This is a genomic window from Flavobacterium sp., from assembly GCF_039932285.1.
GTDB lineage: Bacteria > Bacteroidota > Bacteroidia > Flavobacteriales > Flavobacteriaceae > Flavobacterium.
Genome location: NZ_JBDTQE010000017.1, coordinates 14,885 through 40,792, shown reverse-complemented (window position 1 = coordinate 40,792; position 25,908 = coordinate 14,885). Strand labels below are relative to the sequence as shown.

Annotated in this window: 22 protein-coding genes; all 22 read left to right on the top strand. The window is 29.3% G+C overall.

The genetic code is table 11. The annotated features are described in order from the left end of the window. On the top strand, window positions 1-853 hold an 853-nt coding region (locus ABI549_RS05280), incomplete at its 5' end, for a DegT/DnrJ/EryC1/StrS family aminotransferase (protein WP_348075411.1). Between the two features lie 87 nt (window positions 854-940). Continuing rightward, window positions 941-2,029, top strand: coding sequence for a GDP-mannose 4,6-dehydratase (gene gmd, locus ABI549_RS05275; RefSeq protein ID WP_348075410.1), 1,089 nt, complete (start codon window positions 941-943; stop codon window positions 2,027-2,029). Between the two features lie 13 nt (window positions 2,030-2,042). Next, the gene (locus ABI549_RS05270) at window positions 2,043-2,963 is read left to right on the top strand and encodes a GDP-L-fucose synthase (RefSeq protein ID WP_348075409.1); all 921 of its coding nucleotides are present in this window, start codon (window positions 2,043-2,045) and stop codon (window positions 2,961-2,963) included. A 23-nt stretch (window positions 2,964-2,986) separates the two neighbouring features. Then, window positions 2,987-3,952, top strand: coding sequence for a glycosyltransferase family 2 protein (locus tag ABI549_RS05265; protein WP_348075408.1), 966 nt, complete (start codon window positions 2,987-2,989; stop codon window positions 3,950-3,952). 3 nt (window positions 3,953-3,955) lie between these two features. Then, window positions 3,956-4,699 (top strand): methyltransferase domain-containing protein, encoded by a 744-nt coding sequence (locus ABI549_RS05260; protein ID WP_348075407.1) that lies wholly within the window; start codon window positions 3,956-3,958, stop codon window positions 4,697-4,699. A gap of 8 nt (window positions 4,700-4,707) precedes the next feature. After that, window positions 4,708-5,364 carry a methyltransferase domain-containing protein gene (locus ABI549_RS05255; protein ID WP_348075406.1) on the top strand — a complete coding sequence of 219 codons (657 nt, stop codon included), beginning with the start codon at window positions 4,708-4,710 and terminating at the stop codon, window positions 5,362-5,364. 46 nt (window positions 5,365-5,410) lie between these two features. After that, entirely contained in the window at window positions 5,411-6,364 is a 954-nt protein-coding gene (locus tag ABI549_RS05250) for a polysaccharide deacetylase family protein (protein WP_348075405.1), read from the top strand. 84 nt (window positions 6,365-6,448) lie between these two features. After that, window positions 6,449-8,287, top strand: a complete 1,839-nt coding sequence (gene asnB, locus ABI549_RS05245) for an asparagine synthase (glutamine-hydrolyzing) (protein ID WP_348075404.1) — start codon at window positions 6,449-6,451, stop codon at window positions 8,285-8,287. Continuing rightward, entirely contained in the window at window positions 8,287-10,110 is a 1,824-nt protein-coding gene (gene asnB / locus ABI549_RS05240; RefSeq protein ID WP_348075403.1) for an asparagine synthase (glutamine-hydrolyzing), read from the top strand. Before asnB (ABI549_RS05245) ends, asnB (ABI549_RS05240) begins: the two co-directional genes overlap by 1 nt. Then, the gene (locus ABI549_RS05235; protein WP_348075402.1) at window positions 10,107-11,231 is read left to right on the top strand and encodes a glycosyltransferase; all 1,125 of its coding nucleotides are present in this window, start codon (window positions 10,107-10,109) and stop codon (window positions 11,229-11,231) included. Before asnB (ABI549_RS05240) ends, ABI549_RS05235 begins: the two co-directional genes overlap by 4 nt. Further along, window positions 11,221-12,297 (top strand): acyltransferase, encoded by a 1,077-nt coding sequence (locus ABI549_RS05230; RefSeq protein WP_348075401.1) that lies wholly within the window; start codon window positions 11,221-11,223, stop codon window positions 12,295-12,297. Before ABI549_RS05235 ends, ABI549_RS05230 begins: the two co-directional genes overlap by 11 nt. Next, window positions 12,287-13,663, top strand: coding sequence for an asparagine synthase-related protein (locus ABI549_RS05225; protein WP_348075400.1), 1,377 nt, complete (start codon window positions 12,287-12,289; stop codon window positions 13,661-13,663). Before ABI549_RS05230 ends, ABI549_RS05225 begins: the two co-directional genes overlap by 11 nt. Continuing rightward, entirely contained in the window at window positions 13,660-14,835 is a 1,176-nt protein-coding gene (locus tag ABI549_RS05220; RefSeq protein ID WP_348075399.1) for a glycosyltransferase family 4 protein, read from the top strand. The genes ABI549_RS05225 and ABI549_RS05220 overlap by 4 nt, the downstream gene beginning before the upstream one ends. A 1-nt stretch (window position 14,836) precedes the next feature. Then, window positions 14,837-16,003 (top strand): glycosyltransferase, encoded by a 1,167-nt coding sequence (locus ABI549_RS05215; RefSeq protein ID WP_348075398.1) that lies wholly within the window; start codon window positions 14,837-14,839, stop codon window positions 16,001-16,003. Further along, entirely contained in the window at window positions 15,990-16,763 is a 774-nt protein-coding gene (locus ABI549_RS05210; RefSeq protein ID WP_348075397.1) for an FkbM family methyltransferase, read from the top strand. Before ABI549_RS05215 ends, ABI549_RS05210 begins: the two co-directional genes overlap by 14 nt. 2 nt (window positions 16,764-16,765) lie before the next feature. Beyond that, window positions 16,766-17,824 carry an exostosin family protein gene (locus ABI549_RS05205; protein ID WP_348075396.1) on the top strand — a complete coding sequence of 353 codons (1,059 nt, stop codon included), beginning with the start codon at window positions 16,766-16,768 and terminating at the stop codon, window positions 17,822-17,824. Then, window positions 17,814-19,157, top strand: coding sequence for a glycosyltransferase family A protein (locus ABI549_RS05200; RefSeq protein WP_348075395.1), 1,344 nt, complete (start codon window positions 17,814-17,816; stop codon window positions 19,155-19,157). Before ABI549_RS05205 ends, ABI549_RS05200 begins: the two co-directional genes overlap by 11 nt. 14 nt (window positions 19,158-19,171) lie before the next feature. Next, complete coding sequence (locus tag ABI549_RS05195; RefSeq protein ID WP_348075394.1) at window positions 19,172-20,269, top strand: glycosyltransferase family 4 protein; 1,098 nt, start codon at window positions 19,172-19,174, stop codon at window positions 20,267-20,269. Between the two features lie 76 nt (window positions 20,270-20,345). Next, the gene (locus tag ABI549_RS05190; protein ID WP_348075393.1) at window positions 20,346-21,167 is read left to right on the top strand and encodes a class I SAM-dependent methyltransferase; all 822 of its coding nucleotides are present in this window, start codon (window positions 20,346-20,348) and stop codon (window positions 21,165-21,167) included. A gap of 193 nt (window positions 21,168-21,360) precedes the next feature. Beyond that, window positions 21,361-22,173, top strand: coding sequence for an FkbM family methyltransferase (locus ABI549_RS05185; RefSeq protein WP_348075392.1), 813 nt, complete (start codon window positions 21,361-21,363; stop codon window positions 22,171-22,173). Window positions 22,174-22,372: 199 nt separating this feature from the next. Further along, the gene (locus ABI549_RS05180) at window positions 22,373-24,400 is read left to right on the top strand and encodes a hypothetical protein (protein WP_348075391.1); all 2,028 of its coding nucleotides are present in this window, start codon (window positions 22,373-22,375) and stop codon (window positions 24,398-24,400) included. A gap of 26 nt (window positions 24,401-24,426) precedes the next feature. After that, window positions 24,427-25,863: a T9SS type A sorting domain-containing protein gene (locus ABI549_RS05175; RefSeq protein WP_348075390.1), complete on the top strand. Its 1,437-nt coding sequence runs from the start codon at window positions 24,427-24,429 to the stop codon at window positions 25,861-25,863. Window positions 25,864-25,908: the final 45 nt, after the last annotated feature.

Genomic DNA, 25,908 nt, shown 5'->3' with positions numbered 1-25,908 from the left:
AAATACTTATATAGCCACTATTTTAGCCATTATCAACGCTGGTCATATTCCCATATTAGTAGAGCCTAATCTAGAAACCTATAATATTGACGAAAATAAAATAGAAGAGAAAATCACTTCAAAAACAAAGGCTATAATGGTTGTTCATTTGTATGGTCAATTAGCAAATATGGAAGCAATTGCTAAAATAGCAACCAAACACAATTTAGAAATCATTGAAGATTGCGCACAAGCACATGGAGCAAAGTTTAATAATAAAATAGCAGGAACATTTGGCAAAATAGGGGCTTATAGTTTTTATCCAACAAAAAATCTAGGAGCACTAGGCGATGCTGGAGCAATAATTACTTATGATAAAGATATTTACGAAAAATTAATTGCGCTAAGAAATTATGGTTCCCATAAAAAGTATTATAACAAATATATTGGACGAAATTCTAGATTAGATGAGTTACAAGCTGGTTTTTTGAATATAAAATTGCCTTTTTTGGATGAAATAAATAACCATAAGAGAAAACTAGCAACCTTATATGATTTATATTTGACTAACGATGTTATAAAACCAAATCCTTTGCAGGAAGTTTATCATGTATATCACATTTATAATATAAGAACCCAAAAAAGAGATGAGCTGAAACAGTTTTTATTAGACAACGGAATTCATACAGAAATACATTATCCATTGCCTCCAAATCAGCAGGAAGGGTACCAAGAATATTTCTCGAAATTAAGCTTTCCTATAAGTGAAGAAATACATAAAACAACGCTAAGTTTGCCTATTTCTTTTGCTAATACAATACAAGATATTGAAATTGTTATTGAAAAAATAAACTCATTTTTTAGTACTAATTAAAAGATTAAAACCTTAAATTAAGTTTATTAATTTTATATTAGTAATTAATTTAGATTCCTTCAAATTAAAAAGACACAGAATATAAGCATGAAAGTAGCATTAATAACAGGAGTGACGGGACAAGACGGGGCTTATTTAGCAGAATTATTGCTTTCTAAAGGATATAAAGTACATGGTATAAAGCGAAGAAGTTCTTTGTTTAATACCCAACGAATCGATCATATATATGAAGATCCGCACATAGATAATCAAAATTTTATTTTGCATTATGGTGATTTAAGCGATTCTACTAATCTAATAAGAATCATCCAAGAAACGCAACCAGACGAAATATATAATTTGGGAGCAATGAGCCATGTAAAAGTTAGTTTCGATATTCCTGAATATACCGCTAATACAGATGGAATAGGAACGCTACGTATTCTAGATGCGGTAAGATTACTAGGATTAACAAAAAAAACTAAAATATACCAAGCCTCAACATCAGAATTATTCGGGTTGGTACAAGAAGTTCCTCAAAAAGAGACTACACCATTTTATCCGCGTTCGCCTTATGCAGTGGCAAAAATGTATGCCTATTGGATAACAGTCAATTATCGAGAGGCATACGGAATGTTTGCTTGCAACGGAATATTGTTTAACCACGAGAGTCCTTTGCGTGGAGAAACATTTGTAACCCGAAAAATTACAAGAGGAATAGCTCAAATGGCTTTAGGGATGCAAGATACACTCTACATGGGAAATATAGATTCTCAAAGAGATTGGGGACATGCTAAAGATTATGTAGAAGCTATGTGGTTGGTTTTGCAACAAGACGAACCTGAAGATTTTGTTATATCAACAGGAATCACTACAAAAGTTAGAGAGTTTATTAGAATGGCTTTTGAAGAAGTTGGAGTTCAGTTAGAGTTTATAGGAGCTGGAGTAGAAGAAATTGGCGTTGTAAAAATATCTTCAAATCCAGATTATGAATTTAAAATAGGGCAAAAAGTAATACAAATAGATCCAGCTTATTTCAGACCTACTGAAGTAGATTTGCTTATTGGAGATAACACTAAAGCAAAAATAAAGTTAGGTTGGGAACCTAAATATACCTTGCCAATGTTAGTTAAAGAAATGATGCAGTCTGACTTAGAGTTATTTAAGAAAGAAAAATACCTCAAAAACTACAAATAGAAACGGTAAGAATATGGATTTGAACTCAAAAATTTATGTAGCAGGTCATCGAGGAATGGTAGGAAGCGCTATAGTAAAAAACCTTCAAGATAAAGGGTTTATAAATATTGTTACCCGAACTTCGACAGAATTAAATTTAATTAACCAACAACAAGTTAACGATTTTTTTGAATCAGAAAAACCAGAATATGTTTTTTTAGCTGCAGCAAAAGTTGGAGGAATAGTGGCTAATAACACCTATAGAGCTGATTTTATTTATGAAAATATGATGATTCAAAATAATGTAATTCATGAGTCATATAAGAGCAATGTTAAGAAATTACTTTTTTTAGGTTCTTCCTGTATTTATCCAAAATTTGCACCACAACCACTTAAAGAGGACTATTTATTAACTGGATTATTAGAAGAAACAAACGAACCATATGCTATTGCAAAAATTGCAGGTATAAAAATGTGCGATGCATACAGACAACAGTACGATTGTAATTTTATATCGGTTATGCCAACAAACTTGTACGGAAATAACGATAATTATGATTTGCAAAACTCACATGTTTTGCCAGCATTATTAAGAAAAATGCACGAAGCTAAAATTAATAATGATAAATTTGTGACAGTTTGGGGAACAGGAAGTCCTTTGCGAGAATTTTTGCATGCAAATGATATGGCTGATGCTTGTGTGTATTTGATGCAAAATTATAATGACAAAGGATTTGTAAATATTGGCTCGGGAGAAGAAATTTCGATAAAAGATTTGGCTTATTTAATAAAAAATATTGTAGGATTTGATGGTAAAATAGTATTTGACACTACAAAACCCGATGGTACCCCAAGAAAATTAACAGATACTACAAGATTAAATAATCTAGGCTGGAAATATAAAATACATTTAAAATCAGGAATACAAGAAGTTTATCATGATAGATTTCTTTAGTTCAAATAACAATTAAGACTCCAATGGATAATAACGATTCAGAAAATATTTTAGACAAAAAATCTTGGCCTTGGAATTTTACCCCAGATGAGGTAAATCAGGAAGAGAATATACAATTGCCTAAAATAACCATTGTAACCCCTTCTTATAATCAAGCCGATTTTCTTGAAGAAACTATTCTATCAATAATAAATCAAAAATACCCTAATTTAGAGTATATTATTATTGATGGAGGAAGTACAGATAATAGTGTCGAAATCATCAAAAAATATGAAAAATATATCGATTATTGGGTGTCCGAAAAAGATCATGGTCAAAGTCATGCTATAAATAAAGGTTTTGCAAGAGCTACTGGGGACATCTTAAACTGGATAAATTCCGACGATGTTTTGTGTGAAAATGCATTATTAAAAATTGGTAAAGCTTATTTAAACAGAAAAAATGACAATTTAATAATCATTGGAAGTGGTTATGAAATTGACGAAAAAAGTATAATTACCCAAGAAAGAAAAGCTTTTCACAATAATTCAGAACCAAATTTATATATAAACATAATAGGTAAACCGATACAGCAATCAATTTTTTTTTCAAAAAAAATAAATAATGAAGTTGGCGGTATAAATCCATTAATAAGATACCCAATGGATATTGATTTGTATTTTAAATTTGGCTTTTTAGAACCTGAAATTATAATAATAGATAATTTTGTAGCATCTTTTAGGAAACATTCTAATTCTAAAACAGTCTCTCAGGATTATAAAATGTTACTTGAAAAAATTAATTTGTTACAATATCTTGAATATTATGATCAAAATAAATTATTTTATAAGAATCAAATAAGCTCTTACATTATTTCATTTTCTTTTAAGGGAATTTCTTTCAAAGAAAAAATATTGTTATGTAGGGAGTTCTTAAAAAACACTTCGTTTAATCAAAAAAATAGATATAAATATAGAGTTTTATTTAGTAAAATCATAAATGCAAATTAAATTATGTCTAGACTAACCACAAAAGACTATTGGGAAAATTATTATTTTAAATCAACTACTAAGAAATGTCAGATTCAACAAATAGTTTCTGATTATGATAAATATTGGGATATTTTAGTTAATAATAATGCATTTCCACCTAAGAATATTTTAGAAATAGGAGGCTATCCAGGAAGATATTTAGCATATCTTGGTGATAAATATAATCTTGTACCTTCTAGTTTAGATTTTAATTCTGATACAAAAAAAATTGAAGAAGTAATGAAAACTTTTGACGTAAAAGACTTTCAGATTATTCAAGCAGATATTTTTGAACATGTGCCAACAGAAAAATATGACATAGTTATTTCTATCGGATTTATAGAGCATTTTGAAAACTTTGATACTGTTTTAGATAAACATGTCAATTATCTGAAAGATGGAGCAACTTTGTTGGTAATGGTTCCAAATAAAAGATGGTTTAGAAAATGGTATGGCTATTTAGTAGATTATAAAAACCTAAAAGCCCATAACTTAAAATCTATGAAAAAAAGCGTTTTTTTAGATTTTGGTAAACGAAATAATTTAGAATTATTGAACTTAGAATATTTTGGTGAATTTCAATATTCACTACACCATGACCCAAATTTAATTCAAAAAATAATTTATAAACTAGCAAAAAAAATTTTCAAAAAAATTAACCCTTATATCAAGTCACACCCGACGAAATATTTTAGTAGTGTTTTGATTGGAGTTTATAAAAAATAGTTTATAAAATGAATAAAATTTTTATTTCAGATATAAAATGGTCTTACCTATTTTCCTATTTTGGAAAATCAGATTCCTTGTTTAGATATTACCAAGATCTAGTAATAGAATCGACAAGTTCTGATTTTGAAGGAGATATTATAGAACTTGGAGGCGAAAAAAAATACAATACACAACGTTTCTTTAAAAAAAATAAACTGATTGTATCCAATATATCTAGAGATTTTGATACCTATATTAATATAACAGCAATTCCTTTTGGAAATAATGAAATTGATAATTATATAATGGTGTCTATGTTGCAACATGTGGATGAACCTTTTGTTGCAATTAATGAAGTAAAAAGAACGTTAAAACCAGGAGGAAAAATTTTAATTATAAATGCTTTTTCTCACCCAATTTGTGATGAAAAAGATTATTGGAGATTTGGAGAAGATGCATATCATTCTTTTTTTAAAGAAGAATTCGAAATAATAAAAATTTTCTATCTGGGAGGTAAATTCTCTATGATAAGTAACACTTTGAGAAGACCCATTGGTAGCTTAAAAGGAAAATATTTTGTTTTTAAAATTATTGGAGTTATCATTTCAGTTTTAGCAAAAGCAGTAGATAGACAAGATGCAATGCCTATTGGAATTGGAATGTTAGTAAAGAAAAAAATATAAAAATCCAATTTTTAATTTTGGTATAAATAGATTTTAAATGAATTCGTTGAAGAAATTTTATAAAACAATAAAAACGTTAATCTTTGCCCGAAAAGGCAACGAGATTTCTATTTTAACTTATCATGGGTTGGTAAATAAAATAACGAATGCAAGATTGCAACGAAATTTTCACACAATCTCTCAATTTGAATCACATATCTTATTTCTTAAAAAGAAACAGTTTAGATTTTTAAATGCAACCGAATTAGCTTATTATATAGATAATCCAAAAGAAATTAAATCTCAAAAAATGGTTTGTATCACTTTTGACGACGGGTATCAAAATAATTTAGAAGCGATAGAAATTTTAGAAAAAAATAAAGCTTCAGGGATATTTTTTATTACCACAGACGCTATCAATAGTCAAACTTCTATTTGGACTGTAAACTTGTCATTATTGTTATTAGAAGGAAGTATAAATAAAATAAATTTCAATAATAAAGAATACCAAATTTCGACTTATGATGAAAGGCTTAGTGTATTTAATATAATTAGAAACCAATTAAAAAAGGTTAATTCTAAGACTAGAAATATTCTTTTTAATGAAATTTTAAAACAATTTCCAGAAAATGAATTAGAACAATTATTAGAAAAAAATAATTATTTTAAAATGCTCACTTGGGATGAGATAAAAGAAGTTCAAAATGAGAACATTCAGTTTCATAGTCATGGTCATTTTCATGAGATTCATCATGAAATTCAAGATATTAAAACATTAAAGAATGAAATTTCAACATCAAAAAAAATAATAGAAAAAAATCTAAAGAACAATGTTTTTTTATTTGCTTATCCAAACGGAAATTATAACGCTAATTCTTTTAATTTTCTAGATGAAGCAGGTTATAAAGGCGCTTTTGTTTTGCAGGAAGAAAAATATACGGAGAAATTCTATAAATATAATATTCCAAGAATAACACCAAATGGTAAGATTAATAAATTTAAAAATCAAATGCTTAATTAAATATGGTATTTAACATTATAGTATTTATTTTGTTCCTACAGATATTATTTTTTGTTAGTTGGCTTAAACAAATCAAAGAATAATATGTGTGGATTATTAGGTGAAATATCGACACAATTAATTGAGGAATCAATTTTTCAAAATCTTCTTGATTTAAGTCTTAATCGTGGACCAGATCAGCAAGGGATTTGGCATGATAATTATTGTAAATTGGGTCTTAATAGACTTTCGATAATTGATTTAGAAGAAAATGCCAAGCAACCCATTTTAAGTCCATCAGGAAAATTTGTAATCGTTTTTAATGGTGAAGTATATAATTACAAAGAAATTCAAAATAAGTATAATATTAGCGATAATGCCTTACGTTCTTTATCTGATTCTGAAATTTTAGCTCATTTAATAGATAAGGTTTCAATTGATGTTTTTGCAAAAGAACTTAACGGAATGTTTGCTATTGTAATTTATGATATCGAAAATAAAATTGGACATTTGGTTCGTGATTTTGCAGGTATTAAACCTTTGTTTTATGGTGTTCACAGTCAAGGAATAATATTTGCGTCTCAGTTTGATCAAATTTTTCAACACCCAGTTTTTATAGAAAAAAAACTACGTCCAGAAATAATGAAAGAATATTTTGGGTTAGGGTATATGCAAGCACCAAACACAGTTTTTGAAAATATATTTCAGGTAGAACCTGGACAAATTATAAGCTGGAGTTTTAATGAGCTTTCTATTGTTTCTAAAGCCTATTATTATAAATGGGAAGAAAAGAATTTGATAAAAGAAACTAGTTTAGAAGTTACTCAAAAATTGAAAAGCTTATTGACTAAAGTGATAAAAACCCAACTAAATGCAGATGTTTCTGTTGCATCTTTTTTAAGTGGAGGAATCGATAGCTCATTAGTTTCAGCAATCATAAAACAATCTAAACCAGATATTGTAGCCTATACATTTGGAATTGATGATGCAGATTATGATGAGAGTCAAGTGGCAAGTAATATAGCAAATCAAATAAAGGTAAAACATTGTCTTGAAATAATAGATGAAAGCGAATTGTTAAATACAATCGAAATCCATTTCGAAAAATTTTCTGAACCATTTGGTGACGAAAGTAGTGTCCCAACTTATTTGATAACTAAGAAAGCTAAAGAGGATTTTACAGTTATGATTTCAGGAGATGGAGGTGATGAACTATTTTGGGGATATCCCCGCTTTTTAAGATCAGTAGAACACTTAAATTGGTTTAAAATGCCTTTGTTTTTAAGAAAAATCATAGCTCCCTTTCATAGAAAATTCAGTGAAGAAACATCAAGTTCAATAGATGTTTTTTTAAATTTTGATCAATGGATTTTAGACAAACAAATGCATTTTAAAGGTCTTAATGATTTTATTCCAAATACTAATTTTTCTCAAGAACTGTATGATGTTTATTCATTCAATACAACTCTAAACAAAAAAAATGCTTTGCGTTATTTGAAAAAAAATGAATTTTATGGGCATTTGCAAAAAGTATTGCGAAAAGTTGATTTGATGAGTATGGCAAATAATATTGAAGTTAGAGTTCCGCTTCTAGACAAAGAAATAATCGAGTTTAGTAATACAATAATTCCAGAGTACGGAATTAATCATAAAACTCCCAAATTAGTTTTAAGGAATTTATTAAATCAGTTTGTAGATAAAGAAATTACAAGTTTACCAAAAAAAGGATTTTCAATTCCAATAAAAAAATGGTTAAAAAATGAATTAAAGGATGATTTTATTAAAACAGTAATAGAGAAACCTTTTTTTGGTAAAGAATATATAAATGAATCGATTTTATTAAAAAACATTCATGATTTTTATGATCAAGAAGATGTAAATGCAAGCACTATTTGGCATTTATACGCTTGGCAAAAATGGGCAATAAATAATAACTTAATCTAATGTGTGGTTTCCTCTTCGAATACAAGCCCAATAATCTCTCAACAAAACAAGAGTTTATAAATCTTCTCTCTGAATCGAAATTAAGAGGGCCAGATCATCAAGGATATTGGTCTAACAATAATTCTGTTCAAATGGGATTTAACAGGTTAGCCATACTCGATTTGACTGATGCTGGAATACAACCGATGATAAGTCCTTCTCAAAAATTTGTAGTAGTTTTTAATGGTGAAATATATAATCATCTTGAATTGCGACAAAAATTACACTTCAAAAAATTTCGTGGACAAAGTGATACAGAAACCATTACAGCTTGTTTAGATGAATTTGGAGTACATAAAACTATCGAATCACTAGACGGAATGTTTGCTATTTCTATCTACAATCAAGAAACTAAAGAAATTTTTTTGGCAAGAGACTTTGCAGGTATAAAACCTTTGTTTTACGGTTGGAATGGAAAAACTCTTGTAGTAGCAAGCCAATATGACCAAATAAGAAATCATTCAGATTTTAAGAATAATTCTATTGATGAACAAGTGCTCAAATTATACCTTCAACAGCATTTTGTTCCAGCACCTTTTGGATTATATAAAGAAACTTTTCAGGTAAAACCAGGAGAAATTATAACTTTTGATTCAGCAGGAAATTGTAGTAAAAGGCAATATTGGGAATTTCCTTCAAAATATAATTACACCATAACCAATACAAAAGAAGCAGAACAGTTGGTTTATGACACATTAGATTCTTGTGTAAAAGACCAAATGATTGCCGATGTTCCTCTTGGTGCCTTTTTATCTGGGGGTGTCGATTCCCCTTTAATATGTTCTTTTGCTAAAAAATATAAGAAAGATTTATCAGTGTTTTCTATTGGTTCAGATAGTGCAATACATGATGAGTCTGATAGAGCAACGGCTTATGCAAATGCTTTAGAATTACCACAAGATTTGTGGAAACTCTCTGCTAAAGAAGTGGTTAAATATTGGAATGAAGCCACAAAATCACTTCATGAACCATTGGCAGATTTTAGTATTTTGCCAACCTATTTAGTTTCAAAATTAGCTAAAAAGAAAGTTACAGTAGCGTTAAGTGGAGATGGTGGGGATGAACTTTTTTTTGGTTACGAGCGGTTTTGGAGTATTGGGAAAAACACTAAATATCAGCATTTACCTGAAATAATTAGAAAAGGAATTTATGGATTGGATAAATATTATTCAGGAAATAAAAATGTAAATAGTGTGCTTTTATCACAAAAACAGGCGATAGCTCATGAAAGTTTACACTCGAGATTCCGTAAACCTAATTTGCATTCAATAGCACCAAATCTTAAAAATATAGATTTGCCAGAACTTTGGAATGTGTATGATTATGAAAATTGTAAAGATGAAAGAGACTTAATTATGAACATGCAAAAAGCAGAATTTTACGGAATGATGCAAAAAACACTACGGAAAGTCGACTTAGCTAGCATGGAAAATAGTTTGGAAGTACGGGTTCCTTTTTTACAAAAAAAGATGATTGAAACCAGTTGGCAAATAGATCCTTTTTTAAGTTATGGTAAAGGAAATAGAAAAGAATTATTAAAAAACATATTACAAAATCAAATTCCCCAAGTACCAAGGGAAGAAGTCAAAAAAGGATTCACAATTCCTTTGCGAAAATGGATTCAAGAAGATTTAAAACATGAATTTGAAGAAAAATTATTAGAAGGAAATACGCAATTATTTGGTTTTGAAAAAAAAGCAATTGAAAAAATGTTACAAGAACATTTTCAAAATAAAAATGATCATAAATGGGCTTTGTTCACAATGTATGCGCTGCTTAAATGAAAAAGATAAAAATTTTATACACAATACCAAACTTTGATACCGCTGGAAGTGGTAAAGCATTATTGAATATTGCTTTAGGATTAAATAAAGAATTATTTGAACCTCATATTTTATGTTTGCATAGCAAAGGTGAATTTTTTAAGACTATTCAAAATTCAGGAATTCCAGTACATGTCTTTGATTATATACCCAAAGAAAGACCTATTTTTAAAATGTTGATTAATTGTTTTAGTGTGTCTAAAAAACTTAAAAAAATAAATCCAGATATTATACATAGTTTTCATTATGGTTCTAATTATACAGAAGCGATAAGTGCTAAAATGGCCAATATTAAATGGGTTTTTACAAAAAAGAATATGAGTTGGGGAGGAAGTTCTTCTAATAGTTGGAAATTGCGTTCGTTTTTAGCCAATAAAATTGCAGTTCAAAATACGGATATGATACAACAGTTTTATCCAAAATCTAAAAAAATAAGTTTAATTCCACGTGGCGTGAATGTTCAAAATTTTTCATATTCAATTTCAAACAATCAGATTAGAAACGAAATGAAAACGTCTTTAGATAAACGAATAATTATTTGTGTGGCTAATTTTGTTCCCGTAAAAGGAATTGAATTGTTAATAAATGCTTTTGAAAAATTACAGGATAAAAATCCAGAATGGGTTGTTTGGTTGGTTGGAGATAATAACAATGAATACGGACAAATGGTAACTCAATTAGTAAAACAAAAAGAATTACAAAACAGCATTTTTTTCTCAGGAAAAAAAATGAATGTGGTTGATTATTTGAATCAAGCGGAAATTTTCGTTTTACCAACTTTAGAAAAAGGAGAAGGAACGCCAGTTGCAATTCTTGAAGCTATGTCTAACGGAAAAGTAGTTATTGGTTCTTCTGTACCAGGAATCAAAGATCAGTTAAAAACTTTTCCGGACCATCTTTTTGAAGCTGGAAACGTAATAGATTTAGAAAAAAAATTAGCTCTTTTTATGAACAATTCAAAGGATGAAAACAATAAAATTGGTTTGGCTTTCAAAAACTTAGCACTAGCTGAATTTACCATCGAAAAGGAAATAGAAAATCACGAAAAATTATACCATTCACTACTTAAAAATGGAAAATAAAAGCAACAGGATTCCTTCACTTGATGGCTTAAGAGCTATTTCTATATTACTAGTAGTTTTTGGTCATGCTTTTAAAATAAAATTTATAGACATTGCAAATCTCGGAGTAAGAATGTTTTTTATTATTTCTTCTTTTTTAATTGTAGGAATATTACTTAAAGATGTTGAGAAAAATAGATTTAGTATAAAACAATTTTATTTCAAGCGTGTAATGCGCACATTTCCTGCTTTCTATGTTTATTTACTCTCGGTATTTTGTTTGTTGCTTTTTCTAAATATTTTCGAATGGGAACAATTCTGGAGAGCACCTGTATATTTAGAAAATTATCATTCTCGTACTATTTGGAATGATAAACAATGGTTTGTAGGGCATACTTGGTCATTAGCTGTTGAAGAGCAGTTTTATATTGTAGTGGCTCTTTTGTTTTTATTAGTTAATAAAAAATATATCAACAAGAATAAATTAGTTAAGATACTAATTGTAATTATTGTTTTAATTCCTTTTATAAGAGTTGGTTATATGTTTTTAAACTTTATTCCAGATGTGTTTAGAGGTTCTATGCACCGTTCTTTTGAAACTGTCTCCGATTCTCTTGCAATAGGCGGTATTATGGCACTTACTAAAGAAAAAGTGATAAACAGCAAAATTTTTAATTTCTTGAAAAATAATATTTTTCTTTTAATTGTTATAGTTTTAGCTATTCAATTTCTAAACAGTTCTTATCTAGTTGAAGTTATTGGACTGCGGATTCGATATATTTATAATTTTTTCGGACTCACTATTATCAATTTTTCGATGGTAATGATTATGATGGTTTTAATTTATAATCCCAATCAAAATTTTATAACAAAACAACTAAATAAAACATTTCTAATCACCATCGGACTTTGGAGTTATTCCATATATCTTTGGCAACAATTATGGTTGTATAGTTGGAGTTTCTCCATTTATTATAAATTTGTAGGTATTTTAGTTTGTTCTATTTTATCCTATTATTGTATAGAATTACCTTTTTTAAAAATAAGAGATAACTATCTGAGAAAAAAGATTCAAAATGAATTTTAAGAACCCAATAATCCCAAAATCTTCCACTTTTGTTGGCGAAAAAAAAGCGCTCGACTACGAAGCTATTTGTATTTTTGCAGCTACGGGTTTTTTTTTAGATGAGGATACTTATTATAAAGACCAAAAAGCACTAAAACCCGCTTTTGAATACGAGCTACAAGAAGACGAAAAAAAAACTATTTCTGAAAAACCTTATTTCAAATGGCATTACACGCCAGTAGAAAGACCACTGTCAGAAATTGTTACCGAGTTTGCTCATTTATTTGAAACAATAATCAAAGAACAAGTAGGAGATAAAAAAGTAATATTGCCACTTTCGGGCGGATTAGACAGTCGTACCCAAGCAGCCGCATTATACCATTTAGGAAACAACGTAAATGCTTATAGTTATGCTTTTGATGGCGGTCATGACGAAACGTATTATGCCAAAAAAATTGCCAAATCCTGTAATTTTCCTTTTCAGGATTGGAAAATCCATCAAGGCTATTTATGGAATAAAATCGAAAAATTAGCCCAAATAAATCAATGTTATTCAGAGTTTACGCATCCTCGTCAAATGGCTTTTGTAGAGGAATACGCAACACTAGGCGATATTTTTAGTTTAGGACATTGGGGCGATGTTTTGTTTGATGATATGGGGGTTGCCGAAGACTTAAGTATAGACAAACAGGTTAAAATAATTGCAAAAAAAATCATCAAAAAAGGAGGTTTAGAACTAGCTAAGACACTTTGGAAAACTTGGAAACTCGAAGGTGATTTCGAAAAACATCTTTCTAATAGAATAGAAGTTTTACTTCGAAAAATTGATATTCCTCAAAGTGCCAATGCGCAAATTCGGGCTTTCAAGAGCTTGTATTGGGCACCACGTTGGACGAATACAAACCTTTCTATTTTCGAATCCGTAAGACCCATAACGGTTCCCTATTTTGATAATCGAATGTGCGAATTTATCTGCACGGTTCCTGAAAAGTACCTTGCTGGAAGACAAATTCAAATTGAATACCTAAAAATGAGAATGCCCGATTTAGCCAAAATAACATGGCAAGATCATCGTCCATTCAACTTGTATTATTATCATTGGAACAAGATGCCATTTAATTTACCATATAAAATATATAGCAAAATAAAACGTAAAATGCTTCCCAAGAAAATTATTCAACGAAACTGGGAACTGCAATTTGTTGGAAAAGAAAACGATGCAGCATTGCAAAAATGTTTGTTCGAGAATGAATCATTTCAAGAATTAATACCAAAAGATGTGGTTGTGTCTTTTTATGATAAATTCACAAATAAAGATGCTGTTTATTATTCACATCCTGTGAGTATGTTGCTAACTTTGTCTTTATTTGCTAAACAAAAAATATGATGCAACCCAAAAAAATAGCCATTTATTCGGGAGAAATTCCAAGTACTACTTTTATCGAGCGATTGATAGAAGGATTGTCTAATAATGGCTGTAAAATTCTTCTTTTTGGATTACAAGCAAAGAAAGTTACTTACCCAAAAAACGTTTCTATTTTTTCTTATTCTAATAAATGGAACAAACTATTTATCTTATTGAAATATAGTTTTTTACTATCTATTTTTAAACCAAGAGAAAAGAAAAAGCTTGACAAAATAATTTGTAATAAAAAAAGAAATACCACATTATATAAAGTAAAATATTATCCTGTTTTGTACCATAAACCAGATATTTTTCACTTGCAATGGGCAAAAAGTTTAGAAGATTGGATTTGGGTTCGTGATTTTGGTATTAAACTAATTTTAAGCTTACGAGGAACACACATTACTATTAGTCCAATTGCCGACGAGAAATTAGCTACACAATATCGCGGACTTTTTCCTAAAGTTGATGGTTTTCATGCGGTATCAAAATCAATAAAAAAACAAGCTGAAGAATATGGTGCTGAAGCAGACAAAATAAAAGTGATATATAGCGGGTTGCATCTAAAAGAAGTACTTTTTGTAGAAAATAAAATTAAAAATAGAACACTAAAAATACTCTCCATTGGTCGTTCTCATTGGGTAAAAGGATATACTGATGCGTTAGACGCTTGTGCTTTATTAAAAAAGGAAAATTTCGATTTTCAATATTCAATAATAGGTGTTGGAAGCGATGAAGAATTAATTTTTCAAAGAGTTCAGTTAGATCTAGAAGAAGAAGTTACTTTTAAAAAAAGCATGCCTTTTAAAGAAATTATAACTGAAATACAACAAGCAGACATATTACTTTTATCCAGTTTAGAAGAAGGAATTGCGAATGTAGTGCTGGAGGCCATGGCGCTGGGAACTATTGTACTTTCTACAAATTGTGGTGGTATAGAAGAAGTTATTACCGATGGAGAAAATGGATTTATCATCCCTGTAAGAAACCCAAAATTAATAGTAGAAAAAATAAAATTAATAGCTTTATTGTCTGAAAATAATAAAATTGAAATTCGTAAAAAAGCACGAGAAACTATCGAAAAACAACATGGTTTTCTTGAAAATTGTAAGGGAATGCAGGCTTTGTATCAATCTGTTTTAATAACTAATTAATATGAAGATAGGATTAGTCTTGCCGTCAGTTCCGGGTTATTCCGAAACTTTTTTTAGAAATAAAATTAAAGGGTTAATTGCTAGTGGTTTTGAAGTTATTTTGTTTGTTATTGATGATAGAAACAAGGAAAATATGCCTTGTAAAATAATTCCGTTCCCGAATTATTATATTCATAACAAAAGGGCTGTTTTTTTGAATTCGTTTTTTAATATAATATCCAATTTAAAAACTGCAATTAGATTGTATAATTTAGGTAAAAAAGAGGGTTTAAGTGCAATAAAATCGCTGAGAATGGTTTTCTTGAACAGTCATTTTTTAAGCCAAAAATTAGATTGGCTTCATTTTGGTTTTGGTACGCTTGCTTTAGGTAGAGAAAATGTGGCTGAAGCAATAGGAACAAAAATGGCAGTAAGTTTTAGAGGATTTGATATTGGTATTTATCCAATAAAACACAAAAATTGTTATTCATTACTTTGGAAAAAAATTGATAAGATACATGTGATTTCTGATGACATTAAAGAATTAGTAGTAAAAAATGGGTTTACTAATCTTCAAAAAATCATTAAAATTTGCCCAGCAATAAATGTGAATTTTTTTAAGAACACTGTAGTAACAGAAAAAAAAGAAGTGCTTCAAATTGCAACAATTGGAAGATTGCATTGGAAAAAAGGATTAAGCACCACACTAGAAGCCTTAACCATAGTAAAACAAAAAGGAATTTGTTTTCGATACACTATAATTGGCGGAGGTCCAGAAAAGGAAAAATTGCAATTTGCAGTACATCAATTAGGGCTTGAAAATGAGGTTTTTTTTGCAGGAAAACGAAACCCTGAAGAAGTGAAAAACGAACTCCAAAAAGCAAATTTATATATACAATACAGCCATCAAGAAGGTTTTTGCAATGCTGTGTTAGAAGCTCAGTCCATGGGGAAAATTTGTATTGTGAGTGATGCCGAAGGCTTGTCCGAAAATGTTATAAATAATGTTACGGGTTTTGTCGTTCCCAAAAGAAATCCGTTATCTTTGGCTAATAAGATTATTGCTGTAAATGAGTTGTCTGATAAAGAAAGAGATGTAATCTCTAGAGCGGCTATCAATCGAGTAAATAATGAGTTTAATATAGAAGACCACGTTGCAAAATTTATAAAATTTTATGAAGAAAATTAAAAAAATAATTATATTAATTACAGCTAGAACTTATTTTCAGAATTTTTTCGAGTTCCTTCATTTTATTGCTTTAAAAGGAATGAATTATGGTTCTGCTAATGAACCAAAAGATTCAGGTGAAAATAATTTGTTAAAAATGATGGCAAAAGAATTACCTATTAATGCTGTCATTTTTGACGTTGGATCTAATAATGGACAATATTTGGAATTGTTATTACAAAATTTTAATGCTTTACAACCAACTATTCATTGTTTTGAACCAGATGATACTGCTTTTGCAAAACTTCAAAAAAACTTCAAAAACAATAAAAATGTTATCTTAAACAATTTTGCTCTTGGTGATCAGAATATGAAATCAATTTTATTCTCGGATGGATTAGGAGATGTAAAAGCAAGCCTTGTTGATGTGGAGAGTGATAATCTCATTGAAAAAGAAATTGAAATAAAAAGATTAGATGATTACTGTATTGCTAATAAAATAGATAAAATAAATTTTCTAAAAATTGATACCGAAGGATATGAAGCAAATGTGTTAATTGGTTCAGAAAAAATGATTCAAAGCAATTGTATCGAAAGAATTCAGTTAGAGCACGGCTCCATGCAAACAATTATAATGGGAACTACATTATATAGTTTAAAAAAGTTATTACCGAGATTCAATATTTTTCATATCAAACAAAATGGTATTACAAAAATACTATACAAGCCTCAAATGGAGATTTTTTATAATTCAAATTACTATTTTAAACTAAAAAATTAGTTTTGAATATTTTCATTCCAAATATTAAATTTCCTATAAAAGACAAAAGAAATCTTTTTATTTTAACCCGACCTTTTTATTCTGAAAAAGCTTGGACAAAGCATAGTGATGTAAAAAGCGAATGTAAACTAAATAAAGATTTTAATTGTACAGACAATATTGCAAACGCACAAATCATTCTCATTCCTTTTTCCATAAACACCTATTTTGAAAAAGATAAAGCAAATGAATTAGAAAAAATAAACGTATTTTGTGTGCAATACAATATAAAAGCCTTCGGATTTATAGAAGGCGATTTTGGGATTGCTTTTCCGGAATTTTCAAATATCACTTATTTCCGAATGGGTGGATTTAAAAAACAATTGTCGGATAAAAACAAAGGGTTTCCAGTTTCATTATCAGATCATTTTCAACGATTGTTCCATCAAGAAACTATTGTAACATTCCCTAAAAAAAAACTGCCAGTAGTTGGTTTTTGTGGTCATGCCAACACATCATCGGTAAAACGACTTAAAGAAATTGTAAAATGTCTTTTAGAAAACAGCAAACGATTTCTAAAAAAACCATTCCGAAAAGATTTTGAACCTTTATTTGCTTCTGCTTACGAAAGAGCAAAATTATTAAACCGCTTAGAACAATCGAATAAAATTGAAACCAATTTTATTTATCGCAAAAATTATCGTGGAGGTGCCATTACCGAAACCCAAAGAGAAGCCACTACTTTAGAATATTATCAAAATATTTACCAATCCGACTATGTGTTGTGTGTTCGTGGAGCAGGAAATTTCTCAGTACGATTATACGAAACACTCATGTTGGGTAAAATCCCTATTTTTGTAGATACCGATTGTTTGTTACCGTTTGAAGAAATAATAAATTGGAAGAATCATGTGATTTGGATAGATTGGAAGGATAGAAAAGATATTGCAACAATAGTGAGTGATTTTCACAATCAATTATCGGAGGATGATTTTGTTAAAATGCAATTGGATAATAGACAATTATGGAAAGAAACACTTTCTGTAAAAGGAATGCTAGAAATGATTTCGAATGATATTTAGTTTTTATAAATACCTGCAACCCATTAGTTATTTTAATTTAAAATCGAATAAAGATTTTGGTTATTTTCCAACTATACAACAATTAGAAGTAGTATCATTTCCGTACACTATCGATACTAATTATCAAAGCACTATAGCGCAAGAAAGAGATGTGGTATGGACGGCTTTTCAGCAAGGATTTATAAATAAAAAATACCAATCTGGATTAGATATCTGGAAAAAAGAATCTATTCCATTACAAGATGAGTATGTTTTCTTGTTTAAAAACTTTCATAGAGCTTGGGCTTTTTATGTTTTACTGATTAGAATTCTAACATTACACAATCCGTTTTCTGAAACTATTGCTTTACTAAGAGCTAAAAAAACAGAACGCTTCGATTTCTCTAAAAATCATTTCAAATATGCTGATTACGATACATTTGAGAGTAAATTAATTCAAGAAAATCCTTTAGTGTCGGTTATAATTCCCACACTTAACCGATATGTATACTTAAAAGATGTTTTACGGGATTTAGAAAATCAAACTTATAAAAATTTTGAAGTCATTATTGTCGATCAAACTGATGATTTTCAAGAAGATTTTTACAAAGGCTGGAATTTAGATTTGCATTTCTGGTTTCAGGAAGAAAAAGCACTTTGGCGAGCCAGAAATGAAGCGATACAATTTAGCAAAGGGAAATACATCTTATTGTATGATGATGACTCTTTAGTAGAACCCAATTGGATTGCAGAACACATCAAAACATTAGATTTTTTTGATGCCGATTTGTCTTCTGGGGTTTCAATAAGTACTATTGGCGACGAAATCCCGAAACACTATAGTTATTTTCGTTGGAGCGATCAATTAGATACGGGAAATGTATTGCTAAAAAAAGAAATTTTTGAAGATATTGGCTTGTTTGACAGGCAATTTGAAAAACAACGAATGGGTGATGGCGAATTTGGTTTAAGATCCTATTTAGCTGGATATAAAAACATCTCAAATTACAAAGCCAGAAGAATTCACCTCAAAGTTAGTCAAGGAGGGTTGCGACAAATGGGAAGTTGGGACGGTTGGAGACCTAAAAAGCTATTAGGACCACGACCTGTCCCAAGTGTCTTGTATTTGTCTCGTAAGTATTTTGGCAATAATCTTAGTAAATATTATGTATTACATGCTATATTGCCGTCATTGGTACCTTACAAATTTAAAAAAAGCAAGTTGCTAAAAATACTTAGCTTTGTTTTGGTTCCTGTTTTATTACCATTGGTTTGTTATCAGGTAATAAAATCATGGCATTTAGCAAGTGCAAAAATTAAGCAAGGTGATAAAATTGAGAAATTAATAAGCTAAATGATAATGTATTTATGAAGACGGTATTGATTGCGCATAATTATAGTAAAAATTCATTTGCAATAATGAGTTACAATTTAGCACATTATTTAGCTGATTTAGGCTATAGGGTAATATTTATTTCGCATAAACCTTATTTCGAAAAAAAAGAGATTGTAAAAAAAGAAAAGGGAGAAATTATAATTTACTCGTGGCCGACTAAAAAAAGACCAACCTCAATAAAAGATTTTATTTGGTATGCAAAAATTTATTTAAAATATAAGCCAGAAGTTATAATTGGGCATTTTGTAGGTAGTAATATAACAGCGATTGTTTCAAAAACTCTATCTTTTGGAAAGGTAAAAACTTTAGTTTATTATCATACTTTGTATAATCAAATTGTTTCAGACAGTAGAGGAGAATCCATAAAACAAAAAATATTAAATATTAGAAAAAAATGGTATTACTATTTTGTATGTGATATAGTTGTTTGTCCTTCTGCAATGGCTAAAAAGGATTTACTTAATTATTTTTCCGCAAAGAATGGAGTTGTCGTTTTAAATCCAATGGCAGACAGATTTGTAAGTAAAATACCAATTTCTAATGAAAATATAATAATTTCTTATTTAGGGAGATTGGATATTTCTAAAGGTGTTTTTGATTTGATAGAAGCATTTAATAGTTACAAAGAAAAAAAAATGAATTCAAAAATAATACTGAATATAGCAGGTTCTGGTAGTCAAGAATCTGAAATTGTTGAAATAATAAAAGATAATTCTTCGGTAATTTTCCTTGGAGCGTTATCTTATGAGAAAATTGATGACTATTTAAATAAAAGTCATTTTACCATAATTTCATCTAAGTTTGATAATTTACCAACCGTAGGTCTAGAATCCTTGATGAACAAAACCCCTTTGTTAATTTCAAATTCTACTGGTTTAACCAATTATTTAACCGATGAGAACGATTGTTTTAAGTTTGATTCTAATCTCGATTCATTAATAAAAGTATTCGAAAAAGTTGAAGCCAATTTTAATTCTCATCAAGTTATGTCTGAAAATGCAAGAAAAACCTATGAAGAAAAATTTACACTTTCAGATTATTGTGCTAATATGCTGGAATTGATAAAATAAAATTATTTATATTTAGTCAACTGATATGACATTTAATATAATTATGTTTGTCTTATAAAACTCTTGATTGAAAAGTATGAAAAATTTTTTAAAATGCAAAGTTTGTTCATCAAACTTTAGACCAATAAATAAAAAATACCAATTGGTAAAGTGTGATAATTGTAGTCTTGTTTTTTCAGAAAATATTTTTTCAGAAACTGAAATTATCCAAACCTATGATAAGTTATACAACAAAACAGATCAATACAAACAACATATTAATGAATTTGAAAATCTTAAACTTAAAAAGCAAGTAAATTTAGGTAGAGCAAGGAGAAAGATATTCAAGTTTCTTTTGAGTAAAAACATCAAAGAAGTATGTGAGATTGGTTCGGGCGTGGGTATTGTTGCTAACTTTTTTCAAGACAAGAAAATAAACTATTTAGGAATTGAATTAGATAAAAGTACGGCTCAAAGAGCGCAGTCATTAGGGTTTAATGTAGTAAATGAATCATTTACACACCTTGCAAATTTTAATTCTAAATTTGATACCTTGGTGGGCTTTGAAGTCATTGAACATATTCAAGATTTAGAGGCCTTTTTTAAGCTAGCAGTACAAAGTATAATTCCTAAAGGATATTTAGGCTTTACAGTCCCTAATTACGATAAAATAAAAAATTACAAAAATGTGGGCGATCACTTGCATCAAGATATTCCGCCAATACATCTTAATTTTTTTACTGTCGAAAATCTTACCAAAATCTTAGATTTTTATGGTTTTGAAATTGAATTTTTGGAAGCGAAAAAAATACCGTATCTTAATTTTTCAAATCTAGAAACATATAGGCTTTTGTGGAATGCTTTATTAGGTAAATTTCAGGGGCAAACTATTTTGTGCGTTGCTCGGAGAAAAGTTTAGTTTTAAAAATGTAAGGCTATAAATTCTTTGTTTTAATCGAGTAAGTTATATTTCTTTTGTATATTATTATGAAAAGAATATTAAAAAAAGAAGTCTTTTAAACTTTTTTGATTGAAGCAAAAAAAAATAGAAGAGAAAGACAATTTTGTAACCAATTGAAAAAGTTTAAACGACTTCATAATTAAAGAAAAAAATGTATAAAAATTTTATTACAAGATTTATTTTAAGGAAAAATATTATTTCGAGAGTAAAAATGAGAATAAATGCTTATTTAAGAAAAAATAATAAAAACGAATTTGACGATTTAGCATTTATTTATAAACTAATAAATAAAACCCCAAAACATATTTTTGATTGTGGTGCAAATATTGGCTTTGTATCGTATCAATTTTTTAAGCGATTTAATAATTCTAAAATTCATAGTTTCGAACCAAATGTGGTGGTTTACGAAAAATTAGTCGGAATTCTAAAAAAAGAATCTGAAAATTTCACATTCAATAATTGTGGTATTAGTAATACAAATGGAATTTTAGAATTTTATAAGAATAATAATTCTGGGACATCTTCATTTATGCAACCAAATGATTTTCACATGGCACACATGGCAAGAAAATATCAAAAAATTGATGTTCCAATCGTGTCAATTACTGATTATTGTTCTAAAAACAATATTGATGAAATTGGAATATTAAAATTAGATATAGAAGGGTTTGAATTAAAGGCTTTACAAGGATGTTCAAATTTTTTGAAACAAGAAAAAATAGATTTTATTTTTACCGAAGTCAATTTTGTGCCAACCTATCAAGGCCAACCATTAATTGAAGAAATTATTACATATATGCGTAAATATAACTACTACCCGTATAATTTTTATGGCATAAATGAAAGTGATAAAAGACAATCAATTATTACAAATATTTTATTTATCTCGAACAAAATTGCTATAGAGATTAATACGCTTTGTGGAAAAAATCAAGTCTTTCAGAATTCACGTGAATCGAGCTAGTATATTTAAACGAATTGTTTATGAGTGTATTTGGTGTTTAAATTTAAAAATAAACGAACGAAATATATAATCCCTAATTGTTAAAATTTATGTTTAATTAGAGTTAAAACAAATCCTGCAAAACCTAAAAACAATAGATATTTGTAGTTTTTTTAGAAAAACTTTTTTTTTGTTATCTTTGCAAAAAAAAAAATAAATTATGAAGAAAAATCTTATTATTTTAGGCATGATTTGCCTAGCAGTAAAAATACAGGCGCAAGTTACGGAAGTCACAAACACTATTAGTTCAGGAAGTTATCTTGGAACATCAAATACAGAGCCTGTAGTGTTTAAACAAAATAATGTTTTTTCTGGTTTATTAAGTGCTGGCATTACATCTTTTGGATATGATTCCATGCAATTTGATCATGCTGGTAGTACAGCTTTTGGTGTAAATGCACTTCATTCTAATTTAGCAAATGGAGGGGGATTTAATTCTGCATTTGGAACTTATGCTCTTGCTTCAAATACAAGTGGAGCAGGAAATACTGCAATCGGTTATCAATCTAATACAAAGGCTATTATAGGAAACCAGAATACGGCTTTGGGTTATCAATCTTTATTTAACAGTTTATCTTCCTATAATACTGCAATTGGCTTTAGGACATTGTACTCAAATACAAATGGTACAGGCAATACAGCTGTTGGTATAAATGCGATGAGAGATGGAATTACAGGAAGTAATAATACCGCTATTGGTGATAGTGCCTTGTTAAAAGCAACAGGTAATGGGAATGTAGGTATTGGAGCAGGTAATTTACTTGATACTGGAAATTATAATATTCTTATAGGAAATGAAAGTGCAAAAATATTAAGTACTGGAACACGTAATACTTTTGTTGGATTTTATAGTGGAGGGGATTCTGTATCTAGCATTGCTAATTCTTTTTTTGGACCTTCTTCAGGTAAAGGAATAACGACAGGTTCTTATAATACTTTTTTGGGAAGCGTAGTTGTTCCTTCCGCAACAGCTGCTACAGCTACTTCTGCAGGAAATGATACGTCTAGAACAATTATATTAGCAGATGGAGATAGCTCGCAAAGACTTTATATACATTCTAACGGTTTTACTGGAATTGGTTTAGGTAATAATGTAATTCCTAAAAATACGTTGGAGATTAAAGCTCTAGCAGGTAGCCCATCAGTGTCAGGGCTTCGTTTAGTGGGTCTTCCTAACACAAGTGCTTCAATTACCAATGCAACTAATAAAGTCTTGTCTGTAAATGCTACTGGAGATGTTATTTTAGTAGATGACAAACAAGGAGGAACAGGTTCAGGGGGAGTTACTTCAAATGTTTTAACTTCAGCTGTAAATACAATGACAAGCAATGTTAATGGACTTGTCGCTACTGCACCAATTGTAAACTCAGTTGCAAACACAATTACAACTGGACAACTAACCACTACTATAAATGGAGTTGCAAGTACACCAGTGGCTTTGCCAACTTTTACTGAAGTAGATGGAAGTGTTACAAATGAGTTGCAAACTTTAACAGAAACTCCAGCTCAAACAACTGGTACAGCAATTACCCTTTCTAATGGAGGAGGTACAGTTTATGTTGATGGTTCTGAAACCAAAATTCAAGCAGGAACAAACGTAACTGTTTCAGGAAATGGAACAATAGCTACTCCTTATATTATTAACTCTACTGCAACGGGTAATGGTATAAGCGATAATATTTATACTGCTAATGGAACATTGTTGGCAAATAGAGTAGTCACTATGGGTAATAATAATTTAATTTTCAATACTACTGGAAATACTTCAACAACAGGTGGTAGAGTTTATATTGGAAATACAACAGCGTTTACTACTGCTAACTTTCCAACCACAACTGGAGATTACAGATTGAATGTGGAAGGCGGTGTTTTAACCGAAAAAGTAAAAGTTGCTTTAAGATCTACTGCAAACTGGGCAGATTATGTTTTTACAAACGATTATAAATTAATGCCATTAACTGAAGTAGAAAGTTTTGTAAAATCTAATAAGCATTTACCAGGTGTTTCTTCAGCTGAAAACTTAGTAAAAGAAGGATTAGATTTAGGCGAAATGCAAGCAACACAAATGCAAAAAATTGAAGAATTGACTTTATATGCTATCGAGCAAAATAAAAAAATTGAAAATCAAGATAAAGAAATTGAAGAACTGAAAGTCTTAGTTAAAGCTTTAGTAAATAAAAATAAGTAATCATTTAATTTTTAAAATAAGATAAAATGAAAAATTTATATATATATACTATATTAATATCGTTATTATTTACCATTAGCTATGGTCAGAAAATAAATTCTGTTGGAGAAACATCTAATTTTAGTATTGTTTCAGGAACTCAAAAATTAGATTGCTTAAATAATAATGGAGTATCAATAACAACAACTGGTTCAATTGGAGGTGAAATGTATCAATTTCCAACTACTAGAACTTTTTGTTTGCCGAATGCTAGATATATAGGGAATGTTGGTTTATGGACGGATATATTTCCTGATGGATTTGTTACTTATACTTTCAATCTACCACTTACGAGTGCTAGAATTACCTATTCTGCTGTAAACGGACCTGATGCTAATGGTTTTGGTACTGACATCGGGCAAATAAACATAAATGGAGGAGGTGTTTTAACTTTAGCTAACTCATGTGGAGCTGCAATTGCTGGTGATGTTTTAACATGTAATTTAGGAGGGCCAACCCTAAATAATTATGGAGATGTTAGTGTCACAGTAAGTTCAACCTGCCCATTTACATCAATTACTTTGTTTAATATTGGAGGTGAATCAGGGTGGGTACAAGGGAATCCTTGTAATTTTATATTAACACCATATAATTGCAGTATTGTTCCACCTATATTAAGTGATATTTTACTTAATAATATTTGTCCAAATACTACTGTAAATCTGAATTCTATAACTGCTAGTAATTTACCTAGTTGCAATACTGTTTTATCATGGCATTCAGGACCTATAGCAAATTCTGGTAATATAATTGTTAATCCAAATTCAGTCGGAGCAGGAACTTATTATGCGTCTTTTTATAATTCGTCTATTAATTGTTATAGTGCAACAACGCTCGTAACGGTTGTGATTGTTCCTTGTTGTCTGCCTACATTAACATTGTCTAATCCAGTAAACAATGTAAGTAATATATCATTTCCTATAACTATAAAACATAGAGAAGCGTCTAATTGGATTAGAGCCACTAATATTGTTAATTTTGGAGATAATGTTTTCCAAAATGGAGTAGTTTATCATGCAGATAATTTTGTTGAATTAAATCCTGGATTTGAAGCAGATTTAGGTTCTCAATTTTCAGCTTATATTGAAGGATGTAGTAGCGGGTTTGTTTATAAAAATGGAAGCGATGGTTCAAGTGAGGAAGAGTCAATTGTGCTTGAAGATGAAAAACAAATTGACTTAATCAAAAACAAAATCAACATCTATCCTAATCCAACCAATAGTTATTTTAAGGTTAGTTATTCAAATGAAAAATTTAACAATGTTAAGATAACTTCATTAGAGGGAAGAGTAATGTTTAATCAAAAAACACAAGCAACAAATAGTTTCCAGTTAGATGTGTCTAATTTTAAAAGTGGTATTTATACAGTATCAATAGAAACTCTTGACGGTACAGTCATCACTGATAAATTAATTAAAAAATAAATATAATATTAAAATAACTAAAAGCTTCTCTTAATCGGGAAGCTT